The sequence below is a fragment of the Variovorax sp. W1I1 genome (assembly GCF_030815625.1).
In the GTDB taxonomy this organism is placed as follows: domain Bacteria; phylum Pseudomonadota; class Gammaproteobacteria; order Burkholderiales; family Burkholderiaceae_C; genus Variovorax; species Variovorax paradoxus_C.
The window spans coordinates 430,227-446,048 of record NZ_JAUSWZ010000001.1 but is presented as its reverse complement, the minus strand read 5'-3'; the positions used below and the strand labels follow the sequence as shown (position 1 = coordinate 446,048).

The window sequence follows — 15,822 nt, the reverse complement described above, 5'->3', positions numbered from 1 at the left end:
CGCAGACTACTGTTGCTTCGCGTTTTAGCTCCCGCTTGTGGCTAAGCCTCATCCCGCATCGACCCCTTTGGGGCCAGTGCGGGGCCTACCTTCGATGCGGGATGAACCTCACCCCATGGGTGTCAAAAGTAGATGGATCGCTGGAGCCCTCGCCACTACGAAGACAATGCCGTAAACGTCAACCCCGCCGTGCTGGCGAGTGCCATCGTCATTGGAAGACGAATCGTTAGCAGGAACCGCGACGTTCAACCCGTGTTCACGCTCAATCACCTCGCGATGCTCACGGAGGTGGACTACGGTCTTCTGCGCAACTTCGTGAACCGCAGCGTCAAGCCGTATGAGACGTTTCGAATCCGAAAGCGTGCTGGCCCCGACGGAAAGAAGCGTACTCGCCTCATTTGCGCGCCGACTGCGAATCTCATGAAGGTTCAACGCTGGATCGCGAAGAACATTCTTGGTAAGTCGACGCCGCACGAGGCGAGCGTCGCTTTTGCGCCAGACAGCAAGCTCTACGAGGCGGCCGAACACCATTGCCGATCTCGTTGGCTAATAAAGCTCGATGTTGCTAATTTCTTCGAATCGATCCCGGAGTCTGCCGCTTACCGGGTGTTCCGGAGGCTGGGCTTTGAGCGCCTGATCTCGTTCGAGATGGCAAGGATCTGCACGCGCGTGGCAGAAGGGCACCATCGACCGGAGAAGTGGAAGGGCCGAAACAATTCGGCGCACCCGTTCGTCATCGCTGAGTATAGGCAGGAGTTTCAAGGGCATCTCCCGCAAGGCGCACCTACAAGCCCAATGCTCGCCAATCTCGCCTGCGTGCGAATGGACAGGCGCATAGCAGAGATCGCCGCTACAGAGGGGCTCGAGTACACCCGCTACGCGGACGATATGACTTTCTCGACGTCATCTAAGGCGTTCACGCGGGCTCGCGCAGCGACATTCATCGGCAAGGTGTACCAAGAGATGGGGCGTGCGGGGCTCGCACCAAACACGAGCAAGACGACAGTCGTGAATCCCGCCGGCCGCAAGATCGTTCTGGGTTTGCTGGTCGACGGCGCGGCGCCCAAACTCACGCGTCAGTTCAAGGCAATGCTTCGCCAGCACATCTATTACCTGACTCGATCCGACGTAGGGCCTGTCAAGCACGCACGCGCCCGCGGCTTCACGTCCGTCGTTGGATTGCGAAACCATGTTCTTGGACTATTGGGATACGCAGGTCAAATCGAACTCACGTACGCGAGCGAACAGCGAAAGGCCTTCGAAACCATCGTGTGGCCGATGTGAGTTTGGTGACCCTGCGCGAACTTCAAGGCGCTCAAATATTGGCCGAAAGGCCGCTCAGGCGCTTCGAATTTTCTGACGTGTATGTCCGCCCTGCCAGGCACAGCTCGATCGGACGAATGTCAGCTTGAGGGCGCTCAATCTACTGACTTGCAAGCCCAACGGGGCAATGCCTTAGCTGGAACCATCGGCCCATCGTCCAAGTGGCCGGTCGGGTCACCTGATTCTCTGGAACGACGGACACATAGTTTGAAGCGCTCCTTCATTTGCCTTGGGTGGTCTAGCCCCACAGCATGGATTTTCCTCGCGCTCCCCAATATGGGGGATGGCAATTTCAAACCTCCTTCCTATAGTCCGCCAAACTAACCATTGGGGAAGAGATGCTCAAACTTGGAGTTGCAACCATCGCCTTGGCGGCACTAACTGGCTGTGCCGGCGTGGACTTCTATTCGGATGCGACGTTGACGAAGAAGACCGGCATTCCAATTTATGCGCCCAAGCCCTACCTGCTAGTGGCGCGCACTGGCGCCGAGGACAAACCGGTGGAGATTTCTGTCATCTACCTGAATGACGTGAACAACGTCATCTATGCCAAGCCGCGCTCAGGCTTCGGGAGCAATGAGCTGGCGATGACATTCACTGACGGTAGGCTCGCCACCTTTGGGCTGAAGACCGATCCCAAACTCGCCGAGTTGGTGACCTCCTTTGCCGGCTTACTCACTGCGCGGGCCGGAGCGGCAAAGACGCGCGCCGAAGCCGACGAGATTCGGTCCAAGATCGGTGCTACCGCCCAGTCAGCGGCCTCGAAAAAGGCCACCGGCGATCAAGCACTGGGAATCGCGGCCGATATGCAGACCAAGTTGACCAGCAAGAGCCTCCAAGGCCTCACCGACTCCGAGCTCAAAACCTTGGGCGAGCAAGCGCAAAAGCTCAAGTTGGCTGGAACAGCGTTGGCAGACGTGACCCAAGCTGCCACCAACGATGGCCAGCTCGATAACCTTAACGCTGTAGCCCAGGAGCTCGGCAAATTCGGTGCCGCCACGGCGAGCACACCGCGGGACTTATCGCTACAAATCATCGGAAAATGGGCCTCCAGCCTGAAGAAGATGGGTAGCGATGCCGCGCCCCCCAAGGCACCAGAGGCGACTTTCGAACTCTACGAGATCATCCAGAGCCAAGGCTCCCCAAGCTTGCGTCGCGTGCAATGAAGCCGGTAAAGCAGGCGGCGGTACGTCCGCGCCAAGCAGCGCTGCGTGAAGCAAAGCGGAAGATGGAAGTGAATCGCCCCGGGTTTTCTAGACACCTCTGAGCCTCAAACCTGAGGCCCAATAGGAGGTGCCATGAGTAAGCAGAGATATCCCGAAGAATTCAAGGCCGAAGCGGTCAAGCAGATCACCGAGCGCGGCCACAAGGTGGCCGATGTGTCGGCCCGGCTGGGCGTGAGTCAGCACAGTCTTTATCAATGGATCAAGGCCCAGCGCATGCCCACCGGTGATCGGCAGGCGCAGGTGTCGCAGACAGACGAACTGCGGCGGCTGAAGGCCGAGCTCAAGCGTGTGACCGAGGAGCGCGACATCCTAAAAAAGGCCGCAGCGTACTTTGCCAAGCAGTCCGGGTGAAGTACGCATTCATCGAGCGCCATGAAGGCGAGCACAGCGTTCGCAGGCTGTGCAAGGTCATGGCCGTTCACCCCAGCGGCTACTACGCCTGGAAGATCGAGCCGATGAGTTTTCGTGGCAAGGACGATCAACGTCTGCTGGGCCTTCTCAAGCACGCCTGGCTGGAGAGTGGAGGCGTCTATGGCTACCGCAAGCTGACCATGGACATGCGCGATCTGGGCGAGACATGCGGCAAGCATCGCGTGGCTCGCCTGCTCAAGCTCGAGGGGCTGCGCTCCCAGACGGGCTACCGCCGACGGCCTGGAAGTCGTGGTGGCAAGCCTGCCGTGGTCGCCCCCAATCATCTGCAGCGACGCTTCATAGTCAGCGAGCCCAACCAGTCCTGGGTCACGGACATCACCTACATCCGTACCCACGAGGGCTGGCTGTATCTGAGCGTGGTGATCGACTTGTTCTCGCGCCATGTCATCGGCTGGTCCATGGGGCACCGCATCGATACTGAATTGGCCCTCAATGCTTTGTTGATGGCTTTGTGGCGGCGCCAACCCAAAGCGACGGTCACCGTGCATTCCGACCAAGGCAGCCAGTTCACCAGCCATGACTGGCAAAGCTTCCTGCGCGATCACAACCTGGTGAGCAGCATGAGCCGGCGCGGCAACTGCCATGACAACGCAGTCGCAGAGAGCTTCTTCCAGTTACTCAAGCGAGAGCGCATTCGCCGACAAATCTATTCGACGCGCGATGAGGCCAGGGCAGATGTCTTCAACTACATCGAGATGTTCTATAACCCCAGGCGTCGCCACAACACCGCTGGCGACCTGTCGCCCGTAGAGTTCGAGCGACGCCATTTCCAACGGCTCAAAAGTGTCTAGGGATGGTCTGCAAAACCGGCCCAAGCCTTGCATGATCTGAGCCCATGATTGCTAAACGCGTTACGCCACCGAGCCAGCTCGGCCTGGGCCTGAACCTGTCGACGAAGAAGACGCGCAAGCGCGAGTTCCTCGATGAGATGGACCGGGTGGTTCCATGGGGCGCACTGGTGCAAATCGTCGAGCCTCACAGCCCGCGGGCCAAGACGGGTCGCCCGCCCTTTGCCATCGAGACGATGCTGCGCATTCACTATCTGCAGCAATGGTTCGGGCTGAGTGATCCGGCCATGGAAGAGGCGCTGCACGACGTACCCCTGTACCGCGAGTTTGCGGGTCTGGGTGACGGCGCGAGCCGTTTGCCCGACGAGACCACCATCCTGCGATTTCGTCACCTTCTGGAAGCTCATGACCTGGCCGTCGACATGCTGCGCGTGGTCAACGACATCCTGCAGGCCAAAGGCCTGATGCTGCGCACGGGAACGGCCGTGGACGCTACGTTGATCGCGGCGCCCAGCTCGACCAAGAACGCCGAAGGCGAACGTGATCCCGAGATGCATCAGGTCAAAAAAGGCAACCAGTGGTACTTCGGAATGAAGGCGCACATTGGTGTGGATGCGGCATCAGGCCTGGTGCACACGGTAGTAGGAACGGCGGCGAACGTCAGCGACATCAACGTCGCCGGTGCGCTCTTGCATGGAGAGGAACACGCGGCGTTCGGCGACTCGGGCTATCAGGGCGTTCATAAACGACCGGAGGCCGCGGGGCCGACCTGGCACGTGGCGATACGCCCGGGCAAGCGCAGGATGTTGAATCCGTTCATCGAACCCGAGTTCGTGGCCGAGCGAGTGGAGAAGATGAAGGCCAGCATTCGAGCCAAGGTCGAGCACCCGTTCCGAGTGATCAAGCAGCAGTTCGGGTTCACGAAGGTTCGCTATCGAGGCTTGGTGAAGAACACCGCGCAGATCGTCACGCTGTTCGCGCTGTCGAACCTGTGGATGGCGCGCAAGCGGTTGATGCAGGCCGGGGGATGAGTGTGTCTGCAGCACTCGAATCGGGCTCGCCAGACCCGCTTGACGGGTGTCTGGCGCAGCAAATCGATGTTCAGGCTGCTCGATCTGATCGCCTCGATGGTTCGCCATCACCCTGTTCACTCAGCCGCGATCGCAAATCGCGTTCTGCAGACCATCCCTAGGGAATCCGGGGCGATTCAGGTCCGTCCGCTTCAGAGCGACGCGACCGTCTGCTCGGGGCCCGTTACTGCCACTCGCCACGCCAAAAAGCAGACATCTAGATGTCGAGTTGCAATAGGTTATTCCCGCTGAGTCGGGAAGCTGGTGGCCTGTAGCCCAATGCGGAGTGCGGCCTCCTGGCGTTGTAGTAGTTCAGAAACGCAGGCAGCCATGTCGTGCGTTCTTTGCTGTTGGCCCAGACACGGCCATAGGCCCATTCGCGTAGACAGGTCTGGATGAATCGCTCGGCCTTGCCATTGGTCTGTGGGCGATAGGGCCTGGTGAAGGTATGTTTGATGCCCAGTGCCTGGCAAGTCTTGGCGAACAGCCGCGAGCGATAGGCCGAGCCGTTGTCGGTGATCAGGCGCTTGATGGTCACGCCCAAGGCCGCGTAGTGAGCCACGGCCGCCTGCAGGAACGCCACGGCCGAGCCCTTGCGCTCGTCGTCGCGCATCTGCACGAAGCCCGCTCGCGAGTGATCGTCAATGGCCACGTGAGCGAACTCCCAGCCTGCGCCCCGCGTGGCATCGCGACGATCGCCTGTGACGCGGTGGCTGGGCTGCACGATGCGCCCGAGCTTCTTGGTGTCGATATGCAGCAGCTCGCCCGGCGCTTCTCGCTCGTAGCGAACGATTGGTGCAATGGGTTCCAGGGCCTTCAGGCTGGACAGCCCCAGGCGTGCGAGCAGGCGGCTGACCGTGGACACGCTGCGCCCCACGATGGTGGCGATGCGGCGCATGGGCATGCGCGAGCGGCGCAATTGCTCGATGCGCTCGTGCAGCGCAGCGTCCAGGCTCGTGCGCGTCCTGGCCGGGCGCGAGCTGCGATCGTGCAGGCCCTGCACGCCGCCCTCCAGGAAGCGCTTGAGCCACTTGCGCGCGGTGCGCGGGCTGATGCCTGCCGCCTCGGCGGCAGGCATCAGCCCCATTCCTGCAATGCGTTCGACAAGCAACTTGCGACCTTCCAATGTCAATCTGGCATTCTTATGGCTGTTCATCCGGTGGGATTCCTCTGAGATCCTGAAGCGTGGTAACTCCAGTTTCCCAGACCCATTCGGGTGAACAACCTATTGAGACATCACATCTAGACAGCGCAGCTCGGGCTCGAACGCCAAGAGTCCGGTAGCTCGTGCGCGAGACCGAATGCAACGTCCGATCCGCGTCGACGGGTATCGAGACTACAACGAGACATCGAACCGACGGCGGAATTCGCCTGGCGTGCATCCTTCAATGCTGCGAAAGAACTTGGTGAAGTTGGTCGCCTCGTCAAAGCCAAGCTGCCGCGCGATGGCGGAAATCGGCATCTCCGTATGTACGAGCAGGCGCTTGGCTTCCAGCGCAAGGCGCGAGGCAATAAAGGCCTTTGCACCGACGCCGGCCACCGCACTGCAGATGCGAGTGAGAGTCCTCTCAGAACATCCCATGGCATGTGCATAGCGCGAAACGTGATGCCACTGATGCACCTTCGCGTCCAAAAGCCGTTTGAAAAGACGAAAGCGCTCCGGCGCGTCGGCCGATGCTCCAGCGGGCGGCTGTTGCTCGGTGTGAAAGATGTGCAGCCGCATCACAAGCGTTGCCAGTTCACTCTGGAGCAGCCAGTTCAGCAGCGGTTGCCGGGCTTCGAGCGCGCACTCCTGCTCGAGCCGCGCGAGCGTGTTGGCCAAGAACCGACTGGTCGACCGATCGAGGCGCAGATGACCAGGAAGCGCATCGATCAGTTCAGGCATCTGAAGGCGTTCCTCGCCTCGCGAAGCCTGCAGCAGCTCGGGTCTGAACAGCAGAAGGTTTGCGTCCCAACGGCTTCCCGGGCCGAAGCGGTGAACCTGTCCGGGCCGGATGGTCAGTAGCGATCCCGCGCCACACTCGATGTGCCTGAAGTCCACCACGGCGCGGCATTTTCCGCGTCTGACGTGCACGAACATGTGAAAGTCGTAGCGGTGGTGACGCTGGAGGTGGGCTTGGGGCACCCTTCGTCTTAAGTCCGACATAGAGAAGACCTCAAGATCCAGTGTGCTCTCGGCCGAGGGCCGATATTGGACCTGCTCGATTTCGATGGGTCTCGTTCCGCGCGGCATCGATCCATTCTGTCCGATATTCACCATTCAGCAACCGACTTTGATCGTGTCGAACACGCCGGCAGCTCGAACAATATGGGTACGCGGGCACCGGGCGGCCACCAAGCCCCGCGTCCCATCCTGGTAGACATTCCGAGGCGACAGATGCAAACCACAAACCGACAGTTCATGACTCGCTTCGTGGAGTTCATCAACACAGCGGACCCGCGGCTCGCCACAGAGTTGGTTTCTTCGGACGCCGTGTTTCAAGTTCCTGGGCGCGCCGAGCCCGTGCACGGGCCACAAGGCTACCTGGAGATCATCGGGATGATGCGCGGCGGATTCCCCGACGTTCAATGGACTCTTGAGGAAACCGTCATCGAAGGTGATGTCATCGCTGCGCGATTCACGATGCGTGGGACGCATCACGGAGCTTTTTTCGGCGTGCCTCCCACCGGTAAGCCGATTGCCGTGCAAGCGCTGAACATTTATCGATTCTCGACCGGGAAGATCGTCTCCGAAGTGGGGCAACCGGACCTGCTCGGACTGATGCAGCAGATAGGCGCGTTGCCGCGTTCCTGAGGCCCAAGGCTGACCAAAGGACCGCTTCTGGCCGACTGTAGCCCCACGCAAGGTCGGCGCAAAGGGCCCGAAGCGGAAGTAGCTGACTCCTGATAGCAGACGATCAACGTTCGACTTGACAGAACAAGCCAGCGTAGTTTCGCTGCAGGGGATGATTGGAAATTCTCATGGAAGCGGCTCGCCGATCTTCCACTCCGTACCGATCCTGTAGGCCTTCAATCGTTGAACTGAATGCCCCTGATCTGGAAAAATGCAACGCTCAGACAGCACAGCCACATCCGGACCTAGCAATTCGTGCTTTGCCGAGCATTTGAGTGCTGCGAAGTTGGGAAATCCTGCCTTCTTGATTTCCAGCCGGTAGCTCATTTCGAGGCTACGAGAAAGGCTTTCGATGATTTCTCTAGTTGCCCTTTCTTTTAGGCGCTCGATTGCCATTCCCTCAGCCTCTTTCATGAACGCCTTGCTTCTGACAGCCGCTTCGATGTCTTTAGCGGTAAGTGCATTTTCCAGAGACGTAAGAGCCTTCTCGGGGGTGCTGTAGTCATAGACGGGGGCACCGTGAGCCATCGGGATGATCATGAAAGCCAGGAGCAAAACAGGTGGTGTGCGCATCGCAATTTTTTGACGTGTTATGGCCGGATTCTGCCGGTGACGCGAGCGACTGCTCTTGGCCGAAAGTTGAAGTCTCGTTATTCAATGCGAGCAAGCTCGGCCTCAATATCGCTTCGCAATTGAAGTGGATCGACGAGGACTATCTTGCCTTCGGGCGTGGGGAAGACAGCGACCATCACGCGGTCTCGGGCAAGGCCAGGCAGCCACTTCTCGATCCAGTCGTGAACCGCGATCGGGGTCGGAGTTGCATTCGCCCACAAGTCCACTGCCAGCATGCGCGCATACGGCTCGTGTGGCCACACCGGAAACATTGGACCATTGGTCTCATCGGACCCCGAGACCCAGCCATCGGGAGTTCGAAGACCCCAAACGGCTTCCCAATCAGCTACTTGGCCAACGAAATGCCCATACCGGGTGGGACCGTCGGTCTTGAGTACTGCAGCGATCTCTTGTTCATGAAGCCGCTTCATTGGGATGTTTCCTAAAGCTCAAGTTTTTTGGCTATTCGTTGACGTTGGCTCGTCGTCGCGAATAACCGGTCCTGGCCGACTGCAGCCGAAGGCCACAGGCTCAACGCGGCCGAATGCACATCAAGCGGACCCTAGCGCTTGGTGCCCGCAGCCTTGAGGACTTCGATCTTCCTTGCGAATTCCACCGCCCGAGGCCGGAGAACGCTCGCCAATGCCAAGCGCGATTCTTTCTGTAGCTCCGCATTTCTCTCTTGGTACATCTGGAACATCGGGTTTTTGGCAAGAGCCAATATGCCATCCAACTCGTCTTCAGTGAAGACTCGGGCATACGCCGAAGCCTTGGCCGCTCTGTATTCTGGAGATTTGGCGACGTCCGAAAGAAATTCTTCGTATTGCGCACGGAATTGATAGTCGCCGTTCTGACGCACGAGGTCTTCGGCCACGAACTTAACGATCTGCCGCGCATCCATCGCCTGAAAAGCATCGACTATCGCTTCAGCCTTAGCAATCCGCGCTTCTTGACTGATGGCAGTGGTGCAGATCAGCAGCGCAGCAACAGAGATCGATACACGATAGAGCAAGGTCATTTTTTCTTTCGGGAACGAGCGCCTATTTTTAGCGGATTTTTGCCGGGCGGGCTGAGTGACCGGTTCTGGCCGCGTCCGGCCTTGCGGTTCGACTGATTGGGCTGCGGCAAAGGCCCCAATGCGCCCCTTGAAGGAAATCTGACGCAGGGCGCTCAACGCCCACAACCAGGCGCGTGCGAGCGCGCAGCGCGAGGCCCGTCGCCTGCGTGCGTTGTTGGCCTCAATCTAAGTCCTCGAGTTTGGTAAGGCGGTACGCCATCTCTTCTCGAACCTCCGCGTCCGAATGAGCTGAGAAAGCCCTCAACGCCTCAATAGCTTCCGGGGTGCCAATGTCGAGGAGAGCGTGGCTGAACCACTTTGCTACCACGCCAGAACCAGACCCGTTGTACTCGTCCATGTAGTCTAGGTTGGAGGTGAGCGCTTTGACCAGATATGGAACAGCGGACGGCTCCGCCATAAGTTGGAGCTCTCGCACGAGCTCCTGGTGACGGTAATGCTGCTTGATAAGCAGCATCTCACAGAGAAGGACCGCCTTTTCTGGGGCGTCAAACTGGAGGGAAACCTCCAAAATGAGATGGACGCGGTTCTTGTCGCCTGCCTCAATAGCGCTAAGAAGGTTGCTCAGGAGAAAGGAAGAACGCTTTGACGGTTCGATTTGGTTCACAACCCAAAAGCGCTCAACTTGCTCCAAGAAGTCCTGATACCAAGAGGGTACAGCGCCTAAGTTCGGCTTTACGCTCGCCGGTTGTAGCAGCGGAGATTTTTCGCTGTCATTTTTGGTAGGGTTCATCGATAGATATCCGCTTCTGGCCGCGTCCCGCTGTACGTTTTCGGGCCTCAGGGCTCACCCCGATATTTCGGGTTCGCCTGAAACTCACCCGTGATGTTGCCACGCTCATCGACCTTGAATGCCCCCTTGATGAACTCCGGAGGGATGTGATCGTTCGGGCCGAAGCTTCCCGCGATTTGGTAGACCCAGCCTCCGGGGTTGGCCTTGGCTTCCGCGACCATTTCCGGCGTTGGAGCGACCGCTATCGGCGAGACCGCCGCGACTTTCTTGAATGGCCACATATACGGGGTACAAATCAGTTGGAGGGGCGGAGCTAATGACCGGTCCTGGCCGACTACGGAATTTCTATGTTCTGGCCTGGCCGTCCATCGCAGAAATTACGCGACCCGTTGCTTTCTCTTCAATCCAAACACGCCATGTGCCGGTGTTGTAGCCCGTATTCTTGATCTCGTACTTCAGGTCGTACACCTCTGATGCCTTCGCTTCGAAGGTGAGAAGCTGGGATTTCGCGCTAAACCCCAAACCTAGGTTTAACGCTACCGTAATTGAATGCGCTCCCGGCGTAAGCTCATACCGTCGAAAAAATCCCGCGCCGCGGTGCTTGCCATCGACCTCGATGATGTTGACTCCGATGGCGAGGCCCCCGTTGTATTCGAGAACAGCGAGTTCGCTTCCTGCTACAGCTTCTGCACCCGGAGTTCGGTAAACGGAAGTGCAGCCGGCGGTCGTTGCAAGCCCGATGACCAGCGGAAGGCACCGAAGAAGTGTCATGAGCTTGGGCATAGGTGCTGTTATTTTTGGATAGCCTGATTGAAGTATTGAGCGCCTGCGCTCTCGCCGGAAGGCGCGGAGGTTCGCTGGAGCGAATTGTTGATGCAGGCGCTGTATGTGTGCACGCGCTTCAGAGCAGACGCTTCCGCCCCGAAGTCAAAGCGTTGTATGCGCGTCGCGAACGTCTGCTATCCCGTGATTTCTGCGGCGGGCCGACCGACTGCTCTTGGCCGAAAACGCACTAAACATCAAGTGCTCGCTGCCTGCGGATCTGACGTTTCTGCTCAGCACTCGGCGGCTTGTAAGAGCCGGAAAGACGCCGTCGGAGCGACTTTATCGCGGCCGCCTTTGCACGCATCGCACCAGGGTCGGTCACGGTCTGAGCTTCCGCCCACTCCAATGAACTATCGACAGGCGCCCCTCTCAACGCACACAGGCAAAGCGTCTGCTGATACGGCGTTGTTGCACTGGCGAATGTCTCGATCACCAAGTCTCGCAGCTTCTTCTGCTGTTCCTGCGGTGGGACCAGCCCGTCATCGAAGCTCGTCAACCCATTCAAAGCGCCGAGCGCTCGCCAGAACGGATCGTCTGGCTCATCTGAAAGGGCGGTTGTCGACAGGCAGTAGTCCAACAGCACCGTTACGCAAGGCTCAGTGCGAACTTCGCCAAGAACAGCGATAGCAAATGTCGCGAACGCCCGATCAGTCAGCAAGCGCTGCAGTGCAGCAACACCGCCGCGGCCGTAGGCAATGCAGGCCACAGCCCAGCGCGCGAGAGGCACTACCCTGGTGCCGTCTTCCAGTAGCCCGTCTTCGTGCCATCCGTGCTGTTTGCAGAGCCGTTCAATCTCATCAGCGCCGTCAACGCCATACGCGAGCGAAAACCGAATCAGGTCTTCCGGAAGAACCGAGCCACCGTAGGACAGAGGTCCGGAGCTCCTGGCGGCCTTGCGGGCGAGATCATTGAATTTCATCGGAACTCTATACGCATGCTTTTATAGTCGTCATGACATTTGCCACAGTCTGGAATTCGGCCAACGTGGTGAGGGTCCGGTTGTGGCCGGCTGCAGCCGGACGCGGCGGTCGTCAGTAGGCGCCGCCCCTAGGTACGCAGCCATCCGAGTCATGCAGCTTACCTTCAGCGAGCACGTTTTCCGTCTTGCAGACCTCGTTGAAGCTCCAGACCTCAAAGGCATCACCCGGAATTGCATGCTGTTCCAGATAGGCTTCAAATTCTTCGAGGTCCTCGAACGAAACGACACATGGACAACTTGCCCCTCGATAGAACCAGTGCTGAACAATGACAGGACCTCTAGCCAACGCATTCTTGATTTTCGCAAGGCTTGCTTCGGAAAGAATCTTGGCTCCTTCCTCAGTCCAATCGTCGGGGGCGTGGCGATCAGGAATTCGTTTCATAGGTTATCGCGAGAAGTGATTTTTTGGACTCGACCACTCCGAGAGTAGGCCGTGTTGAGCGGCTGCTCTTGGCCGACTTTAGCCGAACGGAGGCTGGTTCCACAGTACTCCCAGCTGCCGCACGTCACGCTTCGAAGCGAACAGAAATCAACGTCGAAACCTGAGTGCCAACCGCTGCGCCAGCAGCGCCAAGGCGGACGTGATGCCGAAGCCTTGAACAAAGGTGATTGCGTCCCAATACCACCACCTATTTAAGAGACCGCAGTCGAGACAGCCTATGTGCAGAGGAAGGAGAAGAAAAGCCCGCAGTGCCGCGACCACCAACGCTCCGCCCAAAACTCCTATCATGCAGACGAAGAACATAACCTTCCCTGTCAGGTTCTTTCGGAGCCGCCAAAGTACGGCGGCAGTGACCGGAATCAAAAAACTTCCGAATGGAAGAACACTGAATTGCAGAAAATCTCCTGTCGGCATGCTCGTCAGCCTTTTAGTTCATGCCGTGTCATCGGGGCCAATGGCAGGTGAGACGAAAAGTCCGGTTCTGGCCGAAAGCGACTTGATTGTCTATTCCACCGCATCACGCAGATCCGCCAGCAACTCCTCAAAATCGTCTTCGCTCACGCCAGATACTTCTTCTGGCAGGAGCCACATAGCTGTGGCATCGAGATGCGCAATAAGAGCCTCAGAGGTACCTTCGAGAAGCTTCCGCTCCGACCACGCTCGATAACCTGGCAGCTGCACGAGTGCATAGTCCCGCGCACGAGCCTGGAGGTCGAGAGCGCGCTTCGCTACATCCAAATCTTCATTCATGGGCAATGCCTCCATTGGTGCAACGGCCGAACGACCGCTCTGCGCCGCATTCTGTCCGATGCTGCGAGTGTCTGGTAATGGCCGAAAGGCCGTCCTCGACTACGCTTGCGGGGCCCAGAACCCACGCCTGAATGGGTCAAAGCGCAATGCTTGCTCACGGTTGACACCAATTCGCGACATCACCTCAACAAAGGTCGCCTCGACCGTCTGAATGTTCGAATCATCGATCGGCCCGAAGGCTGTGCCCTCATGAACTCCTGCGGCATAAACGGAGTCAACACGGCCCCACGTTTCATAGCCGATGTACAGCCACGAGCGCGCCTTTATGACGCCAAATTCGGAGGCAAGCGCATGGATCTGAGAAACAGAAGGGGTCTTTCCAATCAATGATGGCAGTCGGATGCCCACGCCCAAGAACGGCGAAACGATCAGACGGCAGATTGCCTCACCCGGCATGGCTGCGCTAGTCGCGAGATCTTGGTCGGTCGGGACTAGGAAGCCGGCGAATTGGTAGGCCATGACTCTCATCTTTCCTTGTGTCGTCTGCCATTGTCCGCGGTGCGCCTGGTACTGACACCCAACGCCTACGCGAAAGCGGACGTCGACGAACGGCGGCTTCTGGTCGGAAATCGCCCTTGGAGACAACGCCTAGCCACCGAAGTTAGTTGGCAGGCATTCAAACTGGGTCCGTCGAACCAGCGTTACGGTCAAACCAGTCTCATCCGAGCACTGCCGAGCGAAGGTGGCCAGAACGGGCAATGGGACCTGGACGGTAAGGACTCGGCAGCGGAGTCGGTGCATCGACTGATGAGCTTTCTCTCTACTCCGTGGACCCTCTGGCGAACTGCTTGTTCAGCAGCGACACCGAAACATCGATGCCAGTTTGAAAGTCGCGATTCGCGACGATGCTGTCCGGCGCGATTCCCACACGGTCGATCGATTTGCCTGAAGGCGTTGTCCAATGCGCGGTCGTGAATCCGATCGCACGCCCTGGCCCGATGGGGTAAAGAGACTGGATGCTCGACTTTCCAAACGTCTTTCTTCCGACTACACGCGCTCGCCCCGTTTCCTGGAGCGCAGCGGCAACGACTTCCGCGCCCGCTGCCGTTCCCTCGTCGACCAGAACCACGAGGGGAAGCTGACGAATTTGCGGCGGGACCTCCGCCAGCGGGTCGGGACCTGCGGCGTAGAAAGGCGGCGCAGCCATGTAGACGGCATTGGCCTCTGTCAGACGACCAAAGGTCTTTGCGACGACTGCATTCGCGGGCATGAACAGCGAAGCGATGCCTATTGCGCTATCGAACCTTCCGCCTGAATTTCGGCGTAGGTCCAACACCATCCCCTTGAACACCTGCGTCGCCCATGTCTCTGAAAGCGACGCGGCAAGCTGCTGTAGGGTCTCTGGGGCAAAGCGAGTGATGTGCACAATGGCGATGCCGGGCACTTGCCGAGAGACCCGTACCGTCGCGTTGGTCAATGGTTGGCGATCTATGCGGAACTCCCTCTTCGCCGACTCGCCCGGTCGCGCGATAGTGATGAGCACTTGCGTGCCGGTGGCACCTCTGAGTTTCTTTACCGCAAGGTCGGAATCTGCTTGGATGTAGTGCCCGTCGATCGAATAGACCACGTCATCTGGCAAGAGGCCGGCTCGCTCTGCGGGCGCACCCGGAATCGGCGCCACCACGATGACACTTCCATCACGAGAAATCAAATCCACTCCAATGCCAGAGTACGGACCGTCTGCAGGCCCTGCTTTGTCTTCGCTGATCACATACCGTCCGCCCTCTGGATCGATCTCCTTGAGCATCCCCCTCACGGCGGCCTGGAGCAATTCCCCCTTGGTGACGGGATGATCGAGCCGATCCCGCAGCATCTGCATGCTGGTCGTAAGGTATTTCACTTCATCATCCGGACCGGAGTTCGGAGCTTGCGCATGAGCGGGCATTCCTACCGCCAGACCAAGCGCGACGAATGAGAGAAGATTGCGTGTCATGGGGCGATAGGTGGATGTGGCGAGCACCTTCTGCGTACGGTGAACCGTCTGAGCTTTCATTCGTTCCTTTGAAGTTCGCGCCATGGCTCCGCAACATTGTCTTGGCCTGTGATCGCCGCCCCATTGTCGAAGTGACCAAGGTTGGTGTGCACATGCTTCAGGTGATCCACCCATATCTTGCAATCATTCCGTTGCGTGCATGCTGCGAACGTTGGGTTGGGACGCGAATTCTGGGCCTCCGTTGGACGCCCGGTCTTGGCCGAATGCCGCTGCTTCAGCCGACCGCTGATTCTGACTTAGCCCGGCGTATCCATGGCGAGTTCGCATCCTCGCGCGAAGCAGACCACCCGAGTGGCATGTCCGCTAGTTCAATCAGCGTGCGGTCACACTCTATCAACTGCACAAGCGCCACGATCATCGCTTGGGACATATCAGCGGCGTCGCTCGTGAGCATCTGCCAAGCGCCATCATCATCGTCGTGGGAGACGTAGAGGATTGGCGCAGTCCCATTCATGATGGACCTCACGGTGAAGCAAGCGAGGTTCGGCGCGTCCTCGAAGGGCCATGCATCGTCACGATCGGGCATGTCTTATTTCAGTGAAATGGATGATGTGCAAGCGCACCGACTGCCTGCTTCCGAGCGAACTGGACCGCGCGGTCGAGCGGCAGCTTCTGGCCGACTGTAGCCGGTCATGCTGCTGCCATCGCGAGGCTGAAAACGAGCCTTGCAAGCGACCCGCT

General features: G+C 58.8%; 20 protein-coding genes. 5 read left to right on the top strand and 15 right to left on the bottom strand.

Annotated elements, in window-relative coordinates; all coding sequences use genetic code 11:
* The first annotated feature begins 132 nt into the window (after positions 1-132).
* The 4 genes from QFZ83_RS02165 to QFZ83_RS02150 all read left to right on the top strand — a co-directional run bounded on the left by QFZ83_RS02165 (position 133) and on the right by QFZ83_RS02150 (position 4,800).
* Complete coding sequence (locus tag QFZ83_RS02165) at positions 133-1,284, top strand: reverse transcriptase family protein (RefSeq protein ID WP_307502091.1); 1,152 nt, start codon at positions 133-135, stop codon at positions 1,282-1,284.
* Between the two features lie 377 nt (positions 1,285-1,661).
* The gene (locus QFZ83_RS02160; RefSeq protein ID WP_307502088.1) at positions 1,662-2,489 is read left to right on the top strand and encodes a hypothetical protein; all 828 of its coding nucleotides are present in this window, start codon (positions 1,662-1,664) and stop codon (positions 2,487-2,489) included.
* A gap of 132 nt (positions 2,490-2,621) precedes the next feature.
* Positions 2,622-3,772 (top strand): IS3 family transposase gene (locus QFZ83_RS02155; protein ID WP_307502085.1). Its coding sequence is split into 2 segments (ribosomal slippage): positions 2,622-2,868 and positions 2,868-3,772, totalling 1,152 coding nucleotides; the frame shifts between segments, so codons are not numbered across the junction.
* A gap of 44 nt (positions 3,773-3,816) precedes the next feature.
* A complete protein-coding gene (locus QFZ83_RS02150) occupies positions 3,817-4,800 on the top strand; it encodes an IS5 family transposase (protein WP_307502081.1) in 984 nt (327 codons plus the stop codon).
* Positions 4,801-5,056: 256 nt separating this feature from the next.
* On the opposite strand, the gene QFZ83_RS02145 is transcribed toward QFZ83_RS02150, so the two are convergent.
* Positions 5,057-5,995, bottom strand: a complete 939-nt coding sequence (locus QFZ83_RS02145) for an IS481 family transposase (protein ID WP_307502078.1) — start codon at positions 5,993-5,995, stop codon at positions 5,057-5,059.
* Between the two features lie 180 nt (positions 5,996-6,175).
* The gene (locus QFZ83_RS02140; protein WP_307502075.1) at positions 6,176-7,072 is read right to left on the bottom strand and encodes an AraC family transcriptional regulator; all 897 of its coding nucleotides are present in this window, start codon (positions 7,070-7,072) and stop codon (positions 6,176-6,178) included.
* 168 nt (positions 7,073-7,240) lie between these two features.
* Here QFZ83_RS02140 and QFZ83_RS02135 point away from each other — a divergent pair, with 168 nt between their 5' ends.
* The gene (locus tag QFZ83_RS02135) at positions 7,241-7,633 is read left to right on the top strand and encodes an ester cyclase (RefSeq protein ID WP_307502072.1); all 393 of its coding nucleotides are present in this window, start codon (positions 7,241-7,243) and stop codon (positions 7,631-7,633) included.
* A gap of 165 nt (positions 7,634-7,798) precedes the next feature.
* Here QFZ83_RS02135 and QFZ83_RS02130 read toward each other — a convergent pair whose 3' ends face one another.
* The 13 genes from QFZ83_RS02130 to QFZ83_RS02070 form a co-directional block, all read right to left on the bottom strand.
* Complete coding sequence (locus tag QFZ83_RS02130; protein WP_307502069.1) at positions 7,799-8,212, bottom strand: hypothetical protein; 414 nt, start codon at positions 8,210-8,212, stop codon at positions 7,799-7,801.
* 110 nt (positions 8,213-8,322) lie between these two features.
* On the bottom strand, positions 8,323-8,715 hold the full coding sequence (locus tag QFZ83_RS02125) for a DUF2750 domain-containing protein (RefSeq protein WP_307502066.1): 393 nt from the start codon (positions 8,713-8,715) through the stop codon (positions 8,323-8,325).
* 131 nt (positions 8,716-8,846) lie between these two features.
* Positions 8,847-9,458 carry a hypothetical protein gene (locus QFZ83_RS02120; protein WP_307502063.1) on the bottom strand — a complete coding sequence of 204 codons (612 nt, stop codon included), beginning with the start codon at positions 9,456-9,458 and terminating at the stop codon, positions 8,847-8,849.
* 64 nt (positions 9,459-9,522) lie between these two features.
* Positions 9,523-10,092 (bottom strand): HEAT repeat domain-containing protein, encoded by a 570-nt coding sequence (locus QFZ83_RS02115; protein WP_307502060.1) that lies wholly within the window; start codon positions 10,090-10,092, stop codon positions 9,523-9,525.
* 47 nt (positions 10,093-10,139) lie between these two features.
* On the bottom strand, positions 10,140-10,373 hold the full coding sequence (locus QFZ83_RS02110; protein ID WP_307502056.1) for a hypothetical protein: 234 nt from the start codon (positions 10,371-10,373) through the stop codon (positions 10,140-10,142).
* A 64-nt stretch (positions 10,374-10,437) separates the two neighbouring features.
* The gene (locus tag QFZ83_RS02105) at positions 10,438-10,875 is read right to left on the bottom strand and encodes a hypothetical protein (protein WP_307502053.1); all 438 of its coding nucleotides are present in this window, start codon (positions 10,873-10,875) and stop codon (positions 10,438-10,440) included.
* 229 nt (positions 10,876-11,104) lie between these two features.
* Positions 11,105-11,836, bottom strand: a complete 732-nt coding sequence (locus QFZ83_RS02100; RefSeq protein ID WP_307502050.1) for a hypothetical protein — start codon at positions 11,834-11,836, stop codon at positions 11,105-11,107.
* Positions 11,837-11,948: 112 nt separating this feature from the next.
* Positions 11,949-12,278 (bottom strand): hypothetical protein, encoded by a 330-nt coding sequence (locus QFZ83_RS02095; protein ID WP_176656916.1) that lies wholly within the window; start codon positions 12,276-12,278, stop codon positions 11,949-11,951.
* A 147-nt stretch (positions 12,279-12,425) separates the two neighbouring features.
* Positions 12,426-12,752, bottom strand: a complete 327-nt coding sequence (locus tag QFZ83_RS02090) for a hypothetical protein (RefSeq protein WP_307502047.1) — start codon at positions 12,750-12,752, stop codon at positions 12,426-12,428.
* 90 nt (positions 12,753-12,842) lie between these two features.
* On the bottom strand, positions 12,843-13,088 hold the full coding sequence (locus QFZ83_RS02085) for a hypothetical protein (protein ID WP_307502044.1): 246 nt from the start codon (positions 13,086-13,088) through the stop codon (positions 12,843-12,845).
* 99 nt (positions 13,089-13,187) lie between these two features.
* Complete coding sequence (locus tag QFZ83_RS02080) at positions 13,188-13,607, bottom strand: hypothetical protein (RefSeq protein WP_307502040.1); 420 nt, start codon at positions 13,605-13,607, stop codon at positions 13,188-13,190.
* 301 nt (positions 13,608-13,908) lie between these two features.
* Positions 13,909-15,081: a S41 family peptidase gene (locus tag QFZ83_RS02075; protein WP_307502035.1), complete on the bottom strand. Its 1,173-nt coding sequence runs from the start codon at positions 15,079-15,081 to the stop codon at positions 13,909-13,911.
* Between the two features lie 274 nt (positions 15,082-15,355).
* A complete protein-coding gene (locus tag QFZ83_RS02070) occupies positions 15,356-15,667 on the bottom strand; it encodes a hypothetical protein (protein WP_307502033.1) in 312 nt (103 codons plus the stop codon).
* Positions 15,668-15,822: the final 155 nt, after the last annotated feature.

Coding starts and splice junctions, on each gene's coding strand:
- QFZ83_RS02165 (WP_307502091.1), top strand. CDS start 133: ATGGATCGCTGGAGCCCTCGCCACTACGAAGACAATGCCGTAAACGTC.
- QFZ83_RS02160 (WP_307502088.1), top strand. CDS start 1,662: ATGCTCAAACTTGGAGTTGCAACCATCGCCTTGGCGGCACTAACTGGC.
- QFZ83_RS02150 (WP_307502081.1), top strand. CDS start 3,817: ATGATTGCTAAACGCGTTACGCCACCGAGCCAGCTCGGCCTGGGCCTG.
- QFZ83_RS02145 (WP_307502078.1), bottom strand. CDS start 5,995: ATGAACAGCCATAAGAATGCCAGATTGACATTGGAAGGTCGCAAGTTG.
- QFZ83_RS02140 (WP_307502075.1), bottom strand. CDS start 7,072: ATGCCGCGCGGAACGAGACCCATCGAAATCGAGCAGGTCCAATATCGG.
- QFZ83_RS02135 (WP_307502072.1), top strand. CDS start 7,241: ATGACTCGCTTCGTGGAGTTCATCAACACAGCGGACCCGCGGCTCGCC.
- QFZ83_RS02130 (WP_307502069.1), bottom strand. CDS start 8,212: ATGATCATCCCGATGGCTCACGGTGCCCCCGTCTATGACTACAGCACC.
- QFZ83_RS02125 (WP_307502066.1), bottom strand. CDS start 8,715: ATGAAGCGGCTTCATGAACAAGAGATCGCTGCAGTACTCAAGACCGAC.
- QFZ83_RS02115 (WP_307502060.1), bottom strand. CDS start 10,092: ATGAACCCTACCAAAAATGACAGCGAAAAATCTCCGCTGCTACAACCG.
- QFZ83_RS02110 (WP_307502056.1), bottom strand. CDS start 10,373: ATGTGGCCATTCAAGAAAGTCGCGGCGGTCTCGCCGATAGCGGTCGCT.
- QFZ83_RS02105 (WP_307502053.1), bottom strand. CDS start 10,875: ATGCCCAAGCTCATGACACTTCTTCGGTGCCTTCCGCTGGTCATCGGG.
- QFZ83_RS02100 (WP_307502050.1), bottom strand. CDS start 11,836: ATGAAATTCAATGATCTCGCCCGCAAGGCCGCCAGGAGCTCCGGACCT.
- QFZ83_RS02095 (WP_176656916.1), bottom strand. CDS start 12,278: ATGAAACGAATTCCTGATCGCCACGCCCCCGACGATTGGACTGAGGAA.
- QFZ83_RS02090 (WP_307502047.1), bottom strand. CDS start 12,752: ATGCCGACAGGAGATTTTCTGCAATTCAGTGTTCTTCCATTCGGAAGT.
- QFZ83_RS02085 (WP_307502044.1), bottom strand. CDS start 13,088: ATGAATGAAGATTTGGATGTAGCGAAGCGCGCTCTCGACCTCCAGGCT.
- QFZ83_RS02080 (WP_307502040.1), bottom strand. CDS start 13,607: ATGGCCTACCAATTCGCCGGCTTCCTAGTCCCGACCGACCAAGATCTC.
- QFZ83_RS02075 (WP_307502035.1), bottom strand. CDS start 15,081: ATGACACGCAATCTTCTCTCATTCGTCGCGCTTGGTCTGGCGGTAGGA.
- QFZ83_RS02070 (WP_307502033.1), bottom strand. CDS start 15,667: ATGCCCGATCGTGACGATGCATGGCCCTTCGAGGACGCGCCGAACCTC.